This is a genomic window from Longimicrobium sp., assembly GCF_035474595.1.
GTDB lineage: Bacteria > Gemmatimonadota > Gemmatimonadetes > Longimicrobiales > Longimicrobiaceae > Longimicrobium.
Genome location: NZ_DATIND010000091.1, coordinates 83,229 through 101,745 on the forward strand (window position 1 = coordinate 83,229; position 18,517 = coordinate 101,745).

Consider the following 18,517-nt stretch of genomic DNA (forward strand, 5'->3'; position numbering starts at 1 on the left):
TGCGTTGCTCTTCACCCGGGCAGCAATTCCGCGCCCGGGGGATGAGATTGCCCGCGGGCGCACTTCAACCGCGAATCCGACAATCCGAAGGAGAACCCATGGCCAAGGTCATTGGGATCGACCTGGGTACCACCAACTCCGTGGTCGCCGTGATGGAAGGCGGCGACCCCGTCGTCATCCCCAACGCCGAGGGCGGGCGCACCACCCCGTCGGTGGTGGCGTTCACCAAGGACGGCGAGCGGCTGGTGGGGCAGGTGGCGCGCCGCCAGGCGATCACGAACCCCAAGAACACCCTCTTCTCCATCAAGCGCTTCATGGGACGCAAGGAGTCCGAGGTGAAGAGCGAGGAGAAGATCGTCCCCTACGAGGTCGTCAGCGGCCCCAACGGGCTGGCGATGGTGAAGGTGCCCAACGCGGGCGACAAGACCTTCTCCCCGCCCGAGATCTCGGCGATGATCCTGCAGAAGATGAAGCAGACCGCCGAGGACTACCTGGGGCAGACGGTCACGCAGGCCGTGGTCACCGTTCCCGCGTACTTCAACGACGCACAGCGGCAGGCCACCAAGGACGCCGGCAAGATCGCCGGCCTCGAAGTGCTGCGCATCATCAACGAGCCCACCGCGGCCGCGCTTGCGTACGGGCTGGACAAGAAGAAGGACGAGAAGATCGCCGTGTACGACCTGGGCGGCGGCACCTACGACATCTCGATCCTGGAGCTGGGCGAGGGCGTGTTCGAGGTGAAGGCCACCAACGGCGACACGCACCTGGGCGGCGACGACTTCGACCAGCGCATCATCGAGTGGCTGGTGGAGGAGTTCAAGAAGGACCAGGGGATCGACCTGTCCAAGGACCCCATGGCGCTGCAGCGCCTGAAGGAGGCGGCGGAGAAGGCCAAGATGGAGCTGTCGACCACCGCGTCGACCGACATCAACCTGCCCTTCATCACCGCCACGCAGGAGGGGCCCAAGCACCTGAACGTGACGCTCACCCGCGCCCGCTTCGAGCAGCTGGTGGACGACCTGGTGCAGCGCACCATCCCCCCCATGCAGAAGGCGCTGGACGACGCGGGGCTGAAGCCGGGCGACATCGACGAGGTCATCCTGGTGGGCGGGAGCACCCGCATCCCCCGCATCCAGGAAGAGGTGAAGAAGTTCTTCGGCAAGGACCCGCACCGCGGCGTGAACCCCGACGAGGTGGTGGCGGTGGGCGCGGCCATCCAGGGCGGCGTGCTGGCCGGCGACGTGAAGGACGTGCTGCTGCTGGACGTGACGCCGCTGTCGCTGGGCATCGAGACGCTGGGCGGGGTGTTCACCAAGCTCATCGAGCGCAACACCACCATCCCCACCAAGAAGAGCGAGGTGTTCTCGACCGCCGAGGACAACCAGAGCACGGTGGAGATCCACGTGCTGCAGGGCGAGCGCGAGCTGGCCATGTATAACAAGACCATCGGCAAGTTCCAGCTCGCCGGCCTGCCGCCGGCGCCGCGCGGGATGCCGCAGGTGGAGGTCACGTTCGACATCGACGCCAACGGCATCCTGCACGTGTCGGCCAAGGACCGCGCCACCGGCAAGGAGCAGAAGATCCGCATCGAGGCCAGCAGCGGGCTGTCGGAGGGCGAGATCGACCGGATGGTGAAGGACGCCGAGAGCCACGCCGGCGAGGACAAGCAGCGGCGCGAGCAGGTGGAGTCGCGCAACCGCCTGGACTCGATGGTCTACGAGGTGGAGAAGAACAAGAAGGAGTGGGAGGAGAAGCTCGACCAGCCCACCCGCACCTCGCTCGACGAGGCGCTGGAGCGCGCGCGCAAGGCGCTGAAGCAGGACGACGTGGGCGAGGTGCGCAGCGCCACCGAGGCGCTTCAGCAGGCCTACAGCGCGGCCGGCGCGCAGATCTACGCCGCGCAGCAGGCGGCCGGCGCGCAGGGCGGCGCCGACGCGGGCTTCAGCGGCGGCGCCACCGCCGGCGCGGGCTTCGAGGGCGACGCGACGTCGCAGGCCGGCGCCCGCCCGCAGGACGACGTGGTCGAGGCGGACTACGAGATCGTGGACGACAACAAGTAATCCGTCCTCGCGCGGGTGATGGAGATCGGCCCCGCTTCCCGGGTTGGGAGGCGGGGCCGGTTTTCTTCAGTACGAGAGTACGGAAGTACGGGAGATTCCATGCGGACGTAAGTCCATCCATCTCCGCGTCTGCCCAACGGTGATTTCTCACGCGGAGACGCGGAGTCGCGGAGAACTGCGCGCCGTGACGAATTCCCCGCGTCTCCGCGTCTCCGCGTGAGATCGAGGGATGTCGTGGTCGAACGACGCGTATCTGCCCGGATCGGAGGCAGCGAGTCCGGCTAATTTCTTAGCCCGGCTAATCCTCCGCTAATGGGGCCCCCTACCGCGCTTGCGCCGCCGCGAGCAGTTTAGATGCGGTGCAATGCGCCGCGCACGAATCATCGAGACCGCTCAACCCGAAAGACCCCATGCCCGATCCCGTTCGCACCAAGCTCACGCTGATCGCCGCCACCGCCGTGGCCTTCACCGGCGGCGTGCTGCTGGCATCCGGGCTGAACCTTACCCCCGGCGGGCACGCCGCGGCGTTCCTGCAGGAGGCGCCCAGCCGCTCCGACGTGAAGCCGGTGGCCGACCTGAGCGACGCCTTCATCTCCATCGCCGAGTCGGTGACGCCGGCGGTGGTGTCGATCGACACCGAGCGCGAGCCGCGCAGGGGCGGAGGCGGCGACGAGGACAGCCAGATCCCCGAGGAGTTCCGGCGCATGTTCCCGGGAATCCGCCCCGACCAGAACGCGCCGCAGGAGTCGCGCGGCTCCGGCTTCATCATCTCGCCCGATGGCTACATCCTCACCAACAACCATGTGGTGGAGGGGGCCGACAAGATCGACGTGGTGCTGCAGGACAACCGGCACCTTCACGCCACCGTGGTGGGCCGCGACCCGCTGACCGACATCGCGGTGATCAAGGTCTCGGCGTCGGGGCTGCCCACGGTGCGGCTGGGAAGCTCGGAGAACGCGCGCATCGGCGAGTGGGTGCTGGCCATCGGCAACCCGCTGGACCTGGGCACCACGGTCACCTCGGGGATCATCAGCGCCAAGGGGCGCGGGCTGGGGATCATCGGCCAGACGTCGGGGAGCCGCTGGGCCATCGAGGACTTCATCCAGACCGACGCCCCCATCAACCCCGGCAACTCCGGCGGGCCGCTGGTGAACCTGCGCGGCGAGGTGGTGGGCGTGAACTCGGCCATCGCCTCGCGCACCGGGTTCTACTCGGGGTACGGGTTCGCGGTGCCGGTGGACCTGGCGCGCCGCATCTCCGACGACCTGATCCGTTACCACGAGGTGCGCCGCCCCGCGCTGGGCGTGCAGATCACCGAGGTCACCCCCGAGGACGCCGAGGTCTTCCGGCTCGAGCGCATCCAGGGCGTGGTGGCGCAGGACTTCACCCCCAGCTCCCCCGCCGAGCGCGCCGGGATGCGGCAGGGCGACGTGATCGTGGCGGTGGACGGGAAGCCGATCCAGCGCGTGGGCCAGTTCCAGCGCGTGATCGCCGGCTACCACCCGGGCGACCAGGTGACGCTGGACGTGATCCGCTACGGCCAGCGCCGGCAGCTGAAGGTCACGCTGATCCAGGCGCAGACCGACTCCACCCGGCGCGTGGCCCAGGACGACCGGCCCGCCGCCGCGCCCGATGCCGAGGGCGGGAAGCTGGGCGTGGCCGTGGGTCCGCTCACCGCCGACGTGGCGCGCCGGCTGGGGTACACCACCGCCGGGGGCCTGGTGGTCACCGACGTGCAGCCGTACGGCCCCGGCGCACGCGGCGGGCTGCAGGAGGGGATGCGCATTGTGGCGGTGGACGGGCAGGCGGTGAACGACGTCGCCGCCTTCCGCGCGGCGATGGCCCGCAAGCGCGCGGGCGACATCGTGTCGCTGCAGGTGCAGGCCGGCCAGCAGCGCTCGATCCTGAACGTGCGCCTTCCCGAGTGAGGCCGTTGGGGGGATGAAAGATCGACAGCGGGGCCGCCGGAACGATCCGGCGGCCCCGCTTCTTCGTCCGTCGACCGATGGATCTCGCTACGCCGGCCGCCGCTGGCGCGTCACCGTGCGGGCGTGGAAGGCCACGCCGTGCCATCCGCACCCGTCGCAGTTGCGGTAGCTGCAGCGGTGCCCGGTCGCCAGCCGGATCGGCTTCACCCACGCCGGCGAGGGGCGGCGGGTGGTGGGCCGCTGGCAGCGCGGGCACGTCTTGCCGTGGGTGGCGCCGGCCAGGTTCATCCGGATGCGCCACCGGCGCGAGCGCCAGTACGGAAGCGAGTACCCGCAGCGCGGGCAGCTCAGCATGGCCGCAGTGACGGTGTGGGCGCACTTTCGGCAGAGAACCACGCTTCGCTCCTCTTGGGATGGGACCCTACGGAAGTGGACGGGAAAATACGGGCCACCGCTCCACCCCGCCAGATTTGACGCGGAACGGGCGCGCCGCATCACCTCCGCGCCAGCGCTGGGACGATCGACTTCTCCGGTTACCCGGCTATCCAGCCATCGGCTGGGAGCGCGAGACCGCCTGCGGCCGCCGCTGGTGACTGCTACGACCCGAGACGCTGATCCCTCGCAATGTGATGACGATAAAGAGGCGGCGCATCGAAGCACCGCCCTCCCGTGGTTCTGGCGACCGGGATCATTCCCCTACGGAGTCTGCAACTCCTCGTGTCCGTAGAAGAGAGGGGCAAATCGAAGAGATTGGCGTAGACAGTATGGGTGTGTCAGCGTAGACTGTGTGTACCGGGTCGGCAAAGGCCGGCTGCGGCTGCGGCAACCCATGCTCTCCGGGAGACACCATGCGCAAGCTGAAGCTCGATCTGGACCACCTCGCCGTCGAATCGTTCGATACGAATCCGTCCGAGGGTGCGCGGCGCGGAACCGTACAGGGGCTCGCTCGAACGCTCTTCGACACGTGCCTCTGCTCCGGCGGCGGCACCTGCGGCATCAGTTGCGACCCCGGCTGCGACAACAGCGTCGGCGGTACCTGCGACGCCAGCTGCAACGGCACCTGCGACTGGAGTTGCAACTGCACCGGCAACTCGTGCTATGGCACCTGCAACGCCACTTGCAACGTCACCTGCGACACCTGCCAGACGAACTGCCAGCAGGAATCCTGCGTGTACGTCTGTCCCTGAGTGCTGGCGAAGGAAGAGCGGCGGCTACGCTGCCTTCCCGCGCGGACCCTTCCGAGCGAAGTAGAATTCGAATTCCGGCTCAAGACGTCGCGGTCCGTCGTGACTGTTATGCCAGACGGCAAAGGCCCCGCGGCGTAAACGCTGCGGGGCCTTCACTTGGCAGTAGCAGGGGGGGGACTCGAACCCCCGACCTTACGATTATGAGTCGTACGCTCTAACCGGCTGAGCTACCCTGCCACGCAGAAGGCCGGCCCGAGGACCGGCCTTCGCGAGAGTAGCGGGGGCGGGATTCGAACCCGCGACCTTCGGGTTATGAGCCCGACGAGCTACCAGGCTGCTCCACCCCGCGACAGAGCAACGAATTTAAGCCTTTGGCCGCCCCGGGTCAAGGCTTGGCGGCCACCGCGGGCGAGTCCGCGGGGACGAAGCGGTACAGCGTCTCGCCGTCCCGGATCATCCCGAAACGCTCGCGGGCCACGCGCTCCACGGTGGCCGGGTCGCTCTCCAGCTTCTTCGCCTGCACGCGCAGCGAGTCGGCCTCGCGACGGATGAGGGCCACCGAGTCCTGCGCCGCCTGCCGCTGGCGCTGCACGCGCCCCAGGTCGAACGCCGAGAACTCGCCGCCCCACACGGCGTAGTACAGCGCCACCGCCAGGACGGCGCCCGCCAGCAGGTGCCGTCCGCGCGGCCTCACCGCCACAGGCTCTTGCCCGGGTAGCGCGCGGCCGCGCCCAGCTCCTCCTCGATCCGCAGGAGCTGGTTGTACTTGGCCACGCGGTCGGTGCGGCTGGCGCTGCCCGTCTTGATCTGCCCCACGCCGGTGGCCACCGCCAGGTCGGCGATGAAGGTGTCCTCGGTCTCGCCCGAGCGGTGGCTCATCACCGCGTTGTAGCCGGCCTTGCGCGCCATCTCGATGGACTCCAGCGTCTCGGTCAGCGTGCCGATCTGGTTCACCTTCACCAGGATGGCGTTCGCCACGCCCTGCCCGATGCCGCGCGACAGCCGCTCGGTGTTGGTCACGAACAGGTCATCGCCCACCAGCTGGGTGGTGCCGCCCAGCGCGACCGTGAGCTGCTTCCACCCGTCCCAGTCGTCCTCGGCCAGCCCGTCCTCGATGGAGCGGATGGGGTAGGCTTCCGTCCAGTGGCGGTAGAACTCGACCATCTCCGCCGCCGTCTTCCTCTCGCCCGTGCTCTTGTGGAAGACGTACGCGCCTTCGCGGTACAGCTCGCTCGCGGCCACGTCCAGCGCCAGGACGACATCCTCGCCCGCGCGGTATCCCGCCTGGTCGACGGCCTGGAGGATCACCTCCAGCGCTTCCTCGTTGGTGGCCAGGTCCGGCGCGAAGCCGCCCTCGTCGCCCACGTTGGTCCCCTTCTTCTGCCCGGCCAGCACCTTCTTCAGCGAGTGGAAAATCTCCACGCCCACCCGCAGTCCCTCGCTGAAGGTCGTGGCGCCCACGGGCATCACCATGAACTCCTGGAAGTCCACGTTGTTGGCCGCGTGCGCCCCGCCGTTCAGGATGTTCATCATGGGAACGGGAAGGACGTTCGCCAGCGGGCCGCCCAGGTAGCGGTAGAGCGGGAGGCCGCAGTCGGCGGCGGCGGCGCGGGCGGCGGCCAGGGAGACGGCGAGGATGGCGTTCGCCCCCAGCCGCCCCTTGTTGGGGGTGCCGTCCAGCTCGATCATCGCGCGGTCCAGCCCCACCTGGTCGTACGCGTCGCGGCCGGCCAGCGCGTCGGCGATCTCGCCGTTCGCGTTCTCGACGGCGTCGCGCACGCCCTTGCCCCCGTAGCGCCCCTTGTCGCCGTCGCGCAGCTCCACGGCCTCGTGCTCACCGGTGCTGGCGCCGCTGGGAACGGCGGCGCGGCCCACGGCGCCCGAGGCCAGGACGACGTCCGCCTCGACGGTGGGGTTGCCGCGCGAGTCGAGGATCTCGCGGGCGCGGACCTGCTGGATGGTCGACATCGGATATCTGCCCGGAACGCGTTGGTTTCGTTGGAGAAATGCAGCGGGAAAGCGGGCGGAACGTAGGGTTCGGGAGGTGGTGTGTCAACGCGCATCGACCGTGATCGTCGCTCGGTGTGAAGCGCGCGCGGCGGGCATCGATGGACTCACGCGGAGACGCGGAGACGCGAAGTGCGATCGGCTCAGATCTCGCCGCGTTTCCGCGTGAGGTACGGCGATCAGTACGCCGCGTGCAGGTCCAGCGTCAGCCCGGCGATGCCGAGCTCGCTTTCGGGGGAGGGGGATTCCAGCAGCGCGTCCGGCACGGCGCCGGCCACGTCGCGGGGGATGAGGCCGCGACCGCGACCGGCGATCTCCGCCGCGCGGCCGCAGTACCAGAGGCCGAGACCGGCGGCGGTGCGCGGATCGCGGCAGAGGGCGAGGAACGCGCCGGTGACGCCGCTCAGCGTGTCGCCCATCCCGCCGGTGGCGATGCCGCTGTGGCCGGAAACGCTCACCAGCGCCGCATCTCCCGGCGACGCGACGAGCGAGGGCGCGCCCTTCAGCAGCACCGTGCATCGATAACGCTCCGCCATCTCCGCCGCCGCGGCGAACGGGTCAGCGGTGATGTCCTTCGTCGCCCGGCCGAGCAGGCGCGACGCTTCGCCGGGGTGCGGGGTGAGGATTAGCGGCTGGCGGATCTCGTCCCGGAGACCGGGATTCCGCGCGAGAAGCGTCGTCGCGTCCGCGTCCAGCAGCAGCGGGCAATCGGCCGCGGCGGCGATCTTCCGCAGCAGGGCGAGCGCGCCGTCGTCCGTCCCCATCCCCGGCCCGGCGACGATTGCGCCGGCCTGCGCGAAGACCTCGCCGTCCACCGTCTCCCGGTCCTCGTACAGCGCTTCGGGGATGGCGGTCTGGATGATGGCGCGGTTCGCGTCGGGGGCGACGAGCACGGCCATCCCCGCCCCCGCGCGCAGCGCGCCCATCCCCGCGAGCACGGAGGCGCCCGCCATCCCCGCGCGCCCGGCGACGATCACCACGCGCCCCATCTGCCCCTTGTGCGCGTTCGGCGGCACGGGCGGGAGATGCGCGGCGGCCCACGCGGGGGTGATGAGCTGCGCGCCGAAGCCGTCCGCGAGCGGGTCGAACCCGATCTCCACGCACACGATCCGTCCCGCGTGCGCGCGGCCGGGGAAGAGGAGGAGCCCGCGCTTGGGCGCGCCGAACGTCACCGTCACGCCGGCGTGCACGACCTCGCCCGCCGCCGCGCCGGTGGTGAAGTCGATCCCCGACGGTCCGTCGACGGCGACGACCGGCTTCCCCGCCCCGTTCATCGCCCGGATCACTTGGTCGTACGGCGGACGAGGCGCGCCGGTGGAGCCCGTCCCCAGCAGCGCATCCACCAGCACGCCGGCCGAGGCGATCGCGGCGTCCAGCTCGTCGAGCGAGGCGATCTCCATCTCCCACCCGTGGCGCAGCACGTCGTCGGGCGGGCGGCTGCCGACGGCGAGCACCTGCGCGTCACGCCCCCACGCGCGCAGCGTCCGCGCGGCGACCAGTCCGTCTCCCCCGTTGTTCCCGCTCCCGCAGACGACGAGGACGCGGCCTTCCGGATGCAGGCGCTGGATGACGGTGGCGACGCCGCGGCCGGCGCTCTCCATCAGCACGCGCTCGGGGACGCCGGTGCGGTCGATGGCGCGCCGGTCCCACGCGCGCATTTCGTCCGCGGTGAGCACGGGAACAGTCTCGCGCTCGAAGAAGGCGCGGTCGGGAGAAGAAGACTTCGGAGCGGGCTGCCGGTTCGGCATGGGCGGGCGGGGTCCGGAAGCGCGAGGCCCACGGCGGAGGCTCCGCCGTGGGCACTGCGCGCGGGTCTGCGCGGAATCTACTGCGCTACTTGAAGCTCTGCCCGATGGTGCGGCCGTAGCTGATCTCGCCGTTGTCGATGCGGATGTTGAAGCCGCAGTCGGGGTTGGTGCAGACCCAGGCCTTGTAGGTGATCGGCGCGCCGTCGCGTCCGTAGTCGGACAGCGGCAGCAGGAGCCCCTGCTTGCACTTCAGGCACTGCGGAAACTCACGTTCGTCCGGCATGGCGTCCCCTCCCCTCGTCGGTCTACTCTCCCGGGCGTGCCCTCACGCCCCGCTCGTCGGACACGGCCACTCGGCGCCGCAAGGCGTGTTCCAAGGCCCGTCCCGAGACGGATCAGGCGCCCTCGATGCGCGGCGGGCAGGCCCAGGGGTAGTTCTGCTCGAACGCGTCGGCGAAGCAGAACACGCCGTCGAAGTCGTCCAGCGAATCGCCCTCCTGCTTCACCAGGATCCCCAGCTCCACCAGCGCGAACACGATCTCGCCGAAGTCGCGCGTCTCGCGGATCCCCCAGTAGTCGAGCACGCTGCGCGCCATGGGTCCGTAGCGCTCCAGCGCCAGGTCGCGGCATCCCAGCACCAGCTCGCGGCCGGTGATGTGGCGCGCCTCGCCGAGGCGCTGGATGGTGAAGTGGAGCGCCGCGAGGATGAAGAGGTAGGCCGTTTCGTGATACATGGGATAACGCCGGCGCAGGCGCTCCATGATCGGATCGGCTAACACGGCTCCATCCATCTCATCGACCTCGTGGGACAGCGCCCGCGGCGAGTTCGCGGGGCCGGCGGTTCGGACAGGAAAGGCGCGGGGCGCCGGGAGATTCTGCGCCGTGGCGGACCCTGCCGCGGCGCGTGTGCCGATGAATACGCCGATCAGGCATCCGCGTTCCGGTACAGCACGCGCGGGCCGATGGGCTCCGGCGCCAGCGCCCCCGCCGTGGCCTCGCGCAGCTCGTCGCGCACGAACGCCGCGGCCTGCGTGGGGACGCTGAACTCCGCGATCCCCGCATCCCCCGACTCCGCGTAGCCGTGCTCCACCTCGGCCGCGCCGGCACGCTCCAGCACGCGCATCACCGCCGCCGTGTGCGCGTACGGGTAGCGCACGCGCAGCCGCACCGCGAGCGTGCCCACGCGCCGCGGCGCAGCCTCGATCGCCAGCGCCGCCGCCTCGCCGTACGCGCGGACGAGGCCGCCCACGCCCAGCCTGGTTCCCCCGTACCAGCGCGTGACGATCACGATCACGTCGGTGAGCCCCGCGCCCTCGATCGCCGCCAGGATCGGCGCCCCCGCGCTCCCGTTCGGCTCGCCCGCGTCGTTCGCGCGCGAGATGCCGCCGCGCAGCTTCCACGCGCTGCAGTGGTGCGTGGCGTCCCACATCGCCCTCTCGCGCGCGGCCAGGATCGCCCGCGCCTCCTCCTCGCTCCCGGCCGGATGCGCGGACGCGAGGAACACCGACGCCTTCACGCGCGTCTGCGCCTCCGCGGAAGCGGCGAGGGTCAGGAAGTCGTCGGGAGACATCGATCTAGATCGAGAAAAACGCCGGGGGAGCGGGGCGGCATGCCGGGATTGCCGCCAATCTCCGGCTCGCGCAAAAAGAGACGGCCCCGCTCACCCGAAGGCAAGCAGGGCCGTCCAACTCAGCACTCAGCACTCAGCACTCAGCACTCAGCACTCAGCACTCAGCACTCAGCACTCAGCACCAGGCACCTCGCGGTCCTCAAACCCCCGCGTGCGCCTCGGCCTCCTCGAGGTAGTACTCCAGCCCCAGGTGCGTGATCTGCTCCTCGCCCATCAGCCAGCGGAGCGTGTTCTTCAGCTTCATCTGCTGGATGAACAGGTCGTGCTCCGGGTACAGCCCCTCGGCCGCCATCGGGCTCTTCAGGTAGAACGAGAGCCACTCCTGGATCCCGCCCAGCCCGCTGCGCTGCGCCAGGTCCAGGAAGAGGGCGAGATCGAGCACGATCGGCGCGGCCAGGATGCTGTCGCGGCAGAGGAAATCCACCTTGATCTGCATCGGGTAGTCCAGCCACCCGCGGATGTCGATGTTGTCCCACCCCTCCTTCGCGTCGCCGCGCGGGGGGTAGTAGTTGATGCGGACCTTGTGGTAGAAGTTCTTGTACAGGTCCGGGTACGTCCCCGGCTGGAGGATGTGCTCCAGCACCGAGAGCTTGGATTCTTCCTTGGTCTTGAACGACTCGGGATCGTCCAGCACCTCGCCGTCGCGGTTGCCCAGGATGTTGGTGCTGAACCAGCCGTCCAGCCCCAGCATGCGCGCCTTCAGGCCGGGGGCGATGATCGTCTTGATCAGCGTCTGCCCGGTCTTGAAGTCCTTGCCGGCCACCGGCACCCCGCGGTCCTCGGCCAGCTTCACCAGCGCGGGGAAGTCGACCGACAGGTTCGGCGCGCCGTTGGCGTAGGCCACGCCCTCCATGATCGCCGCGTAGGCGTACAGCATGCTCGGCGCGATCGACTCGTCGTTCGCGTCGATCGCCGCCTCGAAGGTCTCGATGGTCTGGTGCGCCGGGCCCTTCTTGATGAAGATCTCGGTGGAGCCGCACCACACCATCACCAGCCGGTCGCACCCCTTCTCCTCCTTGAAGCGGCGGATGTCCTCGCGCAGCGCGTCGGCCCAGGCACGCTTGCTCGTGCCGGGCTTCACGTTGATCCCCTCCAGCTTCTTCACGTAGCGCTGGTCGAAGGCCGCGGGCATGGGCTTGATGGACTGCAGGAAGTCCTTGATGGGCTCCACGTGCTCGTGGCGGTCCAGCACGCCGGCGTTCAGGGCGCTCTCGTAGGCGTCCTGCGGGAACGGGTCCCAGGCGCCGAACACGATGTCGTCCAGCCCCGCCAGCGGCACGAAGTCGCTGATCTTCGGCGCGCGGTTCTCGGTGCGCTTGCCCAGGCGGATGGTGCCGTACTGGGTCACGCTGCCGATGGGGCGCGCCAGCCCGCGGCGCGCCAGCTCCACGCCCGCGATGAAGGTGGTCGACACGGCGCCGAGGCCGGGAAGCAGGATGCCAAGCCGGCCCTCGGCGGGGCGCGGCGCGTACTGGTCGGTGCGCACGATGGGTCTACCTGTTGACGGGTTCGGGAACGCTCCGGCCCGGGGCCGGCGCGGAAGGCACGGGTTGGGAATTCCGGAGGTAGCGGGCCACCCACCAGATGCGGTAGATGGCGGTCAGGTTCGTGAGCGCCGCCATGGCGATCATCACGAACGTCAGCACCGCGCCGCGGTGCCACGATCCGAAGAAGAGCGTGGCGCCGCCCAGCAGGATGATCCGCTCGGCGCGCTGCATCAGCCCCACCTTGCAGTCGATCCCCAGCGACTCGGCCTTGGCGCGGGTGTAGCTCACCATCAGCGACCCGGCCAGCGCGGCGCACACCACGTACGCCATCCGCGGGTCGCCGATGTTGGGCTCGTTGCCCAGGTACAGCGACATCACCCCCAGCATCACGCAGATCTCGGCGATGCGGTCGGTGGTGCTGTCGTAGAACGAGCCGAAGACCGTGACCATCCCGCCGCGCTTGGCCACCAGCCCGTCCACGATGTCCACGAAGCCGCCCAGCAGCACCAGGGCGCCGCCCAGCTGGATGTGGAACAGGAAGAAGGCCAGGCCCGCCAGCACGTTCACCAGAACGCCGGCGGTGGTGATCCAGTTGGGGTTCACGCGCCGCCGGACCAGGACGTCCAGCGGGCGCGCGAGCACGGCGGTGATCTCGGCCCGGTAGGCGGAGGGCTGGAACTTCAGCACTGCGTCAGGTCAGGTCAGGATGATGCGGCTCTGCTCGCCGGCCTCGATCCCCTTCGCGATCTCCTCGTCGATGCGCATCATGAGGCGGTCGAAGTTGGACCGGGCGGCCTCGAAGGCCTGGTAGGTGCTGCTGGTCTGCACCGAGCCGGCCAGGCGCTCGAACTCCTCGCGCTCGGCCTCGGCGGGCTCTTCGCCGGCCTGCAGCGCCTGCCCGATGCTCTCCTGCAGCTGGCCCAGGCGGTTGATCCCGGCCACGGTATCGCGGTCGTCCGACAGGCGCTCGTTGGCGCGCTTCAGCACCTTGTACTCGTCGCTCTGCGCGACCAGCCGCCCGATCTCCCGGGCCTTCTCCCAGAGCACGTCCATCAATCCATCCTTCGTCTCAAGAATCTTTAAAGACAACGACAACTTCAACGGATACAGCGGGATGCGGGCGTGTCCCCCACACAGGTGCGCCTCCGCGGCCTCGCGCCGCCCTCACCCCGCGCCGGAGGGCGCGACCCTCTCCCGTCCCGGGAGAGGGTGGCGATCCAGCATCGGCGCCAGCAAGAACCCTCGCTCACGCCGATGCTGGCCCGAAGCGTGGATGCCACCGAACTACCTCTCCCGGTACGGGAGAGGTGGACGGCCTAAGCCGGCCGGAGAGGGCGCGATGCCGCGAGCGCCGCGTCGATGCGCCCCCGCGACTACCCCGCCAGCTCCGCCAGCACGATGCGGTCGCGGCCCGCCAGGTCGCGCCGCACGCGCGGCTCGGCAAACGCGCCGGTGGCGCGGACGAGGGCGCAGACCGCGTCCGCCTGGCTCGCGCCGATCTCCATCGCCAGCAGGCCGCCCGGGGCCAGGTGCTCCGGCGCTTGGGCAACCAGGGGGCGGATCACGTCCAGCCCGCCGGTCCCCGCGAAAAGCGCCCCCGCGGGCTCCCAGTCGCGCACCTCGGCGTCCAGCCCGCCGCGCTCCTCGTCGCCCACGTACGGCGGGTTGCTGGCGATCACGTCGAAGCGCTCGCCCGCGACCGCGTCGTACAGGCTCCCCAGCCGGAACTCCACCGGCGCGTCGGGGGCGGCCGCGGCGCCGTTCGCGCGCGCGACCTCCAGCGCGTCGGCCGAGACGTCCACCGCCACCACGCGGCGGAAGGCGCCCTCGGTGGCCAGCGCCAGCGCGATGGCGCCCGAGCCGGTGCCCACGTCCAGCGCGGAAAGCGCGTCGCGCCCCTCGGCCCAGTCCAGCACCTCCTGGACGAGCGTTTCCGTCTCGGGGCGCGGGATCAGGACCCGCGGGTCCACGCGAAGCGTCAGGTCGCGAAAGGCGGCGTGTCCCTCAATGTACTGCAGCGGCTCGCGCTTCGCACGCCTCAGCAGCCGCGCCTTGAAGGCGGCCAGCTCCTCGGCCTTCAGCGGCCGGTCGTACTGGAGATACAGGTCCAGCCGCTTCACCCCCAGCGACCCCGCCAGCAGCAGCTCGGCGTTCAGCCGCGCGTTATGGAACCCCTTTTCCTTCAGATAGTTCGCCGTCCACCCGACCAGCTCCATCACCGTCCAGCGCTTTTCCGACACGGATCGCAGCGGCTCGTGGGGTTTTCGGGTCGACCGGGTGGACGAAGGAAACTATCGCCGCGGGCGGATCGGGGAAACCGCGCGGAGGCTCCTCCGCTCCTCCGGATGCGGCTGCCGGTCGCGCCGGCGGAGACGCAGAATCAGGCCGCGCGCTCCGATTCCGACGCCATCTTCAGCGCCTCCAGCAGCTCTTCCAGGTCGCCGTCCAGCACCTGCGGCAGCGCGTGCGTGGTGAAGCCGATGCGGTGGTCGGTCACGCGGCTCTGCGGGAAGTTGTAGGTGCGGATCTTGGCCGAGCGGTCGCCGGTGCCCACCTGCAGGCGCCGGTCGCGGGCGCGCTCCGCCTCCTGCTCGGCGATGCGCGCGTCCAGCAGCCGCGAGCGGAGGACGCCCATGGCCTTGTCCTTGTTCTTGTGCTGGCTCTTCTCGTCCTGGCAGGTCACCACCAGCCCCGTGGGGAGGTGGGTGATGCGCACGGCCGAATCGGTGGTGTTCACCGACTGCCCGCCGGGCCCGGAGCTGCGGTAGACATCGATCTTCAGGTCGGCCGGGTTGATCTGCACGTCCACCTCCTCGGCCTCGGGAAGGACGGCGACCGTGGCGGCCGAGGTGTGGATGCGCCCCTGTGCCTCGGTGGCGGGGACGCGCTGCACGCGGTGCACGCCGCTCTCCCAGCGCAGGTCGCCGAAGGCGTTGGCGCCGCGGACGTTGAACACCGCCTCCTTGTACCCGCCCGCGGTGCCCTCGGAAACGGAGACGAGCTCGGTCTTCCACCCGCGGCGGTCGGCGTAGCGCTGGTACATGCGGAACAGGTCGCCCGCGAAGAGCGCCGCCTCGTCGCCGCCGGTGCCGGCGCGGATCTCGACCACGGCGTCGCGGTCGTCCAGCGGGTCGCGGGGGACCAGGAGGCGCTTCAGCTCGCCCTCCAGCCGCTCCACGTCGGCCGTGAGCTGCTCGATCTCGGCGCGCGCCATGGCGGCCATCTCCAGGTCGCCCTCGCTCTCGGCAAGGAGCGCGCGGGCGCCGGCGAGATCCTCCTGCGCCTTGTCAAGGCGCGCGGAAGCCTCCACGATCTGGGCGAGCTGCGAGTGCTCGCGGCTCAGGTCGCGGAGGCGCTTGGGGTCGGCGTGGATGGCGGGGTCGGACAGCTGCGCCGAAACGTCGTCGTAGCGCTGCCGGGCTTCGCGGAGACGGTCTTCCATGGCAGATGAAGAGAGAGCCGGGGTCGAAGCCCCGGCTCTTTCGTCACTTCGCGGCTTCGGCGCCGCCGTAGCGCTGCCGGAAGCGCTCGATGCGGCCGGCGCTGTCCATCAGCTTCTGCTTGCCCGTGAAGTACGGGTGGCAGTTGGAGCAGACCTCGACGTGGATGTCCTTGCTCGTCGAACGGGTCTGCCACGTGTTGCCGCAGGCGCAGTGCACCGTAACGGTCTGGTACTTGGGATGGATATCGGCCTTCATGCCGCACCTGCCTCAAGATCGGTTTTCGGCAATCGAATCCGGGCGCAGCCGCCCGGCCGCTTTGCGCTAAGGAAGCCTGAAGTATAGCCAAACCGCGCGGTTCGGGCAACCCGCGGCGGGCCGGCCGAACCGTGCGAGACGAGCATCATCTCAGGCTGCATGTTTGATACACCGCTAGCGAGGTTCGGTGCGCGGCCGCAGCATCGCGCCCTCTCCGGCCGGCCTAGGCCGTCCACCTCTCCCGTACCGGGAGAGGTAGCTAGGCAGCATCCGCGCTCGCGGAACGCTGTGGTGCATTCCACATCCGCGCGTCGGCATCTGTGCGCTTTGTTGCGGTGCCGCGCGTGGGCCTGCGGACGAACCGGACTGTAAAGTTGCGGGTTTCTACGCCTCATCCCCCGAACGAGGAGGACGTGTGCAACAGCAACGCCGGATGCGCGGAACGACGCCGGAGATTGAAGAGCGCGCCAAGGAGCTGCGCGCGAACATGACGATTCCGGAGCGGGTGCTCTGGAGCGCGCTGCGGAAGGAGCGGCAGAACGGTCTTCACTTTCGTCGGCAGCACCCGGTCGAACGCTTCATCGTAGACTTCTGCTGCACCTCGAAGAAGCTGTGCATCGAGGTGGACGGCCCCATCCACGACGAGCAGCAGGAGCGCGACTCCGCGCGAACGGAGTATCTCGAAGCCCTCGGCTTCCGCGTGCTGCGCTTCACGAACGACGAGGTGATGAACGCGCTACACCTCGTGGTCAGGCGAATCCAGGCCGCGCTAGCCGAGCCAGGCTGACCGGGGCGCCGTCAACCAGCAGGATGGCGCCAAGCTACCTCTCCCGGTACGGGAGAGGTGGACGGCCTAAGCCGGCCGGAGAGGGCGCGATGCCGGACGGCCGCGTCGAAGTCCATCCAGCACGGCCGTTTCCGTGTCGATCTTTCTCGACGGACGAATCTGGCCGTCGCGCCCCTACCGCCAGTCCATCAGCATGCGGCGGATCTCGTCGCGGTGGCGGCTCTCGTCGGAGATCATGTTCTCCAGCTCCACGCGGATGGAGATCTCGCCGCAGGCGTCGGCCTGGCCGATGCGGCGGGTGTAGCGCTCGATGGTGTCGACCTCGGCCTGCAGCGCGTTCTCCAGCATCTCGCGCGCGTCGCGGGGGATGGGGAGGGGCGGGATGTCCACCGTCGGCGTGCCGCCCAGCGCCACGATCTTGTCGGCCAGGAACGCTGCGTGCCCCAGCTCGTCGGGGATCTCGCCCTCGAAGAAGGCGCGCAGGTCGCGCCGCCACGGCCCGCTCACCAGCGCCGCGTAGGTGCGGTACATCACCACGGCCTGGTACTCGGCCGCCAGGTCCTCGTTCAGCCCCGCGATCAGCTCGCTCGCCTCGGCCATCGTCCCACCTCTTCTCCATCTGCGTGGATGCGCGTGTGTTCCTCTCGTCTCTGCGTGAACCCCGCCGCTCCGGTATCAGCCGCGGGAACGATGCCTCACTCGCCGGTGAGGTCGATCTCGCGCCCCTCGGCGGCGGAGCGGTAGGCGCCCTCCATGATGCGCATCAGCCGCACGTGCTCGCCGGGCGCGCCCGCCTTCTGCTCGCCGCGCACCACCTCGATGAAGTTCTGCAGCTCGTTGCGGTAGCTGGCGGTGAAGATGTTCTCCGTGCCCGGCGGCAGCGCGGGGGCCACGTCCACCAGCCCGCTGTCCATCTGCCGGAATACCTGCAGCGGCGAGAGCGAGCCTGAGCCGGCGGTGCCCAGCAGGTGCATGAACTGCCGGTCGCGGCGGGAGATGAGCGACCAGGTGACTTCCAGGTTGATCAGCCGGTCGCCCTCCAGCCGCAGCAGCAGCGCCGCCGAGTCCTCGACCTCGGCGCCGGCGGGCGTGTGCGTGTGGGCGGACACGCGCAGCGGCTTCGGATAGCCGAAGGTCCACATCGCCATGTCCAGCATCTGCAGCCCCAGGTCCATCAGCGCGCCGCCGCCGGTGTGCCGCATCTGGCGCCAGGAGCGCAGCCGCCCGGTGGGCTTGGTGCGCGAAAGCCATCCCGTCTTCAGGTAGTACACGTCGCCCAGCTCGCCGCTGACGACGAAGGAGCGGAGCGCGCGGGCGTCGGGGCGGAAACGCTGGTTCATCCCCACCATCAGCCGGTCGGCGGCGCCGTCCACCGCCAGCACGCGCTCCACGGCGTCGGGCGTGAGCGCGAGCGGCTTCTCGCAGAGCACGTACTTCCCGGCGGCCAGCGCGTCGCGGACGTTCTCCTCGTGGCGGTGGCTGGGCGTGCAGACGACCACCGCCTGGATCGACGCATCGCCCCAGATGCGCTCCGCGTCCATGGCGCGCGAGCCGTAGCGGTCGGCGATGGTGCGCGCGGTGTGGGCGTCGCGGTCGTTCACGGCGGCGATCTCCACCCCGCGCATGCGGCTCAGGATGGGCAGGTGCACCACCTGCGCGATGGCGCCCGCGCCGATCACGGCAACGCGGATGGGAGGACGATGGACGGTCACGATTTCCTCGTCGAGTGGGTCCAGAATCGCATGAACAAAAGGGAGAACAGCGGGTTTCGGGCGTGTTTGGCGCCGAGGCGCCAAACCGGGCTGCGCGCGCCGTAGGCAACGATACTACCGTTGCCAACTGCGCCGGGCCCCCGGCGGATTCGTCACGGCCGGAGCATCATCGCACCGTGAAAGCATCGGCGCCGCCGCCCCGCCGGGTTCCCGGCCCTCCGGGCGCGCATCCCTCACGCAGGTGCGCCCATCGAGCATCCCTGCTGGCCCGGC

Annotated in this window: 19 protein-coding genes and 2 tRNA genes; 4 read left to right on the plus strand and 17 right to left on the minus strand. The window is 70.0% G+C overall.

What is annotated here, in order from left to right:
* Window positions 1–98: 98 nt before the first annotated feature.
* On the plus strand, window positions 99–2,060 hold the full coding sequence (dnaK, locus tag VLK66_RS16655) for a molecular chaperone DnaK (RefSeq protein ID WP_325310580.1): 1,962 nt from the start codon (window positions 99–101) through the stop codon (window positions 2,058–2,060).
* A 410-nt stretch (window positions 2,061–2,470) separates the two neighbouring features.
* A complete protein-coding gene (locus VLK66_RS16660) occupies window positions 2,471–3,988 on the plus strand; it encodes a trypsin-like peptidase domain-containing protein (RefSeq protein ID WP_325310581.1) in 1,518 nt (505 codons plus the stop codon).
* 87 nt (window positions 3,989–4,075) lie between these two features.
* Here VLK66_RS16660 and VLK66_RS16665 read toward each other — a convergent pair whose 3' ends face one another.
* Window positions 4,076–4,384 (minus strand): hypothetical protein, encoded by a 309-nt coding sequence (locus VLK66_RS16665; RefSeq protein WP_325310582.1) that lies wholly within the window; start codon window positions 4,382–4,384, stop codon window positions 4,076–4,078.
* 452 nt (window positions 4,385–4,836) lie between these two features.
* Between VLK66_RS16665 and VLK66_RS16670 the strand changes: the two genes are divergently transcribed.
* Window positions 4,837–5,175, plus strand: a complete 339-nt coding sequence (locus tag VLK66_RS16670; protein ID WP_325310583.1) for a hypothetical protein — start codon at window positions 4,837–4,839, stop codon at window positions 5,173–5,175.
* A 163-nt stretch (window positions 5,176–5,338) separates the two neighbouring features.
* Here VLK66_RS16670 and VLK66_RS16675 read toward each other — a convergent pair.
* The 14 genes from VLK66_RS16675 to rpmE form a co-directional block, all read right to left on the minus strand.
* Window positions 5,339–5,412 (minus strand) — tRNA-Met (locus VLK66_RS16675).
* 38 nt (window positions 5,413–5,450) lie between these two features.
* Window positions 5,451–5,524, minus strand: a tRNA-Met gene (locus VLK66_RS16680).
* Window positions 5,525–5,560: 36 nt separating this feature from the next.
* Entirely contained in the window at window positions 5,561–5,869 is a 309-nt protein-coding gene (locus VLK66_RS16685; RefSeq protein ID WP_325310584.1) for a septum formation initiator family protein, read from the minus strand.
* Entirely contained in the window at window positions 5,866–7,143 is a 1,278-nt protein-coding gene (gene eno, locus VLK66_RS16690; RefSeq protein ID WP_325310585.1) for a phosphopyruvate hydratase, read from the minus strand. The genes VLK66_RS16685 and eno overlap by 4 nt, the downstream gene beginning before the upstream one ends.
* A 218-nt stretch (window positions 7,144–7,361) precedes the next feature.
* Window positions 7,362–8,930 carry an NAD(P)H-hydrate dehydratase gene (locus VLK66_RS16695; RefSeq protein ID WP_325310586.1) on the minus strand — a complete coding sequence of 523 codons (1,569 nt, stop codon included), beginning with the start codon at window positions 8,928–8,930 and terminating at the stop codon, window positions 7,362–7,364.
* 85 nt (window positions 8,931–9,015) lie between these two features.
* On the minus strand, window positions 9,016–9,213 hold the full coding sequence (locus VLK66_RS16700; protein WP_325310587.1) for a hypothetical protein: 198 nt from the start codon (window positions 9,211–9,213) through the stop codon (window positions 9,016–9,018).
* Window positions 9,214–9,325: 112 nt separating this feature from the next.
* Window positions 9,326–9,721, minus strand: a complete 396-nt coding sequence (locus VLK66_RS16705) for a Minf_1886 family protein (protein ID WP_325310588.1) — start codon at window positions 9,719–9,721, stop codon at window positions 9,326–9,328.
* Between the two features lie 134 nt (window positions 9,722–9,855).
* Window positions 9,856–10,500: a YigZ family protein gene (locus tag VLK66_RS16710; RefSeq protein WP_325310589.1), complete on the minus strand. Its 645-nt coding sequence runs from the start codon at window positions 10,498–10,500 to the stop codon at window positions 9,856–9,858.
* Between the two features lie 199 nt (window positions 10,501–10,699).
* A complete protein-coding gene (locus VLK66_RS16715; protein WP_325310590.1) occupies window positions 10,700–12,046 on the minus strand; it encodes an inositol-3-phosphate synthase in 1,347 nt (448 codons plus the stop codon).
* A gap of 7 nt (window positions 12,047–12,053) precedes the next feature.
* Window positions 12,054–12,734 (minus strand): CDP-alcohol phosphatidyltransferase family protein, encoded by a 681-nt coding sequence (locus VLK66_RS16720; protein WP_325310591.1) that lies wholly within the window; start codon window positions 12,732–12,734, stop codon window positions 12,054–12,056.
* 9 nt (window positions 12,735–12,743) lie between these two features.
* Window positions 12,744–13,100: a YlbF family regulator gene (locus tag VLK66_RS16725; protein WP_325310592.1), complete on the minus strand. Its 357-nt coding sequence runs from the start codon at window positions 13,098–13,100 to the stop codon at window positions 12,744–12,746.
* A 320-nt stretch (window positions 13,101–13,420) separates the two neighbouring features.
* On the minus strand, window positions 13,421–14,287 hold the full coding sequence (prmC, locus tag VLK66_RS16730) for a peptide chain release factor N(5)-glutamine methyltransferase (protein WP_325310593.1): 867 nt from the start codon (window positions 14,285–14,287) through the stop codon (window positions 13,421–13,423).
* A gap of 140 nt (window positions 14,288–14,427) precedes the next feature.
* Entirely contained in the window at window positions 14,428–15,489 is a 1,062-nt protein-coding gene (gene prfA / locus VLK66_RS16735; RefSeq protein WP_325310594.1) for a peptide chain release factor 1, read from the minus strand.
* 43 nt (window positions 15,490–15,532) lie between these two features.
* Entirely contained in the window at window positions 15,533–15,745 is a 213-nt protein-coding gene (rpmE, locus tag VLK66_RS16740) for a 50S ribosomal protein L31 (RefSeq protein ID WP_325310595.1), read from the minus strand.
* Window positions 15,746–16,160: 415 nt separating this feature from the next.
* Here rpmE and VLK66_RS16745 point away from each other — a divergent pair, with 415 nt between their 5' ends.
* Window positions 16,161–16,532 carry an endonuclease domain-containing protein gene (locus tag VLK66_RS16745; protein WP_325310596.1) on the plus strand — a complete coding sequence of 124 codons (372 nt, stop codon included), beginning with the start codon at window positions 16,161–16,163 and terminating at the stop codon, window positions 16,530–16,532.
* Window positions 16,533–16,706: 174 nt separating this feature from the next.
* On the opposite strand, the gene VLK66_RS16750 is transcribed toward VLK66_RS16745, so the two are convergent.
* The gene (locus tag VLK66_RS16750; RefSeq protein ID WP_325310597.1) at window positions 16,707–17,132 is read right to left on the minus strand and encodes a ferritin-like domain-containing protein; all 426 of its coding nucleotides are present in this window, start codon (window positions 17,130–17,132) and stop codon (window positions 16,707–16,709) included.
* Between the two features lie 95 nt (window positions 17,133–17,227).
* On the minus strand, window positions 17,228–18,244 hold the full coding sequence (locus tag VLK66_RS16755) for a Gfo/Idh/MocA family oxidoreductase (protein WP_325310598.1): 1,017 nt from the start codon (window positions 18,242–18,244) through the stop codon (window positions 17,228–17,230).
* Window positions 18,245–18,517: the final 273 nt, after the last annotated feature.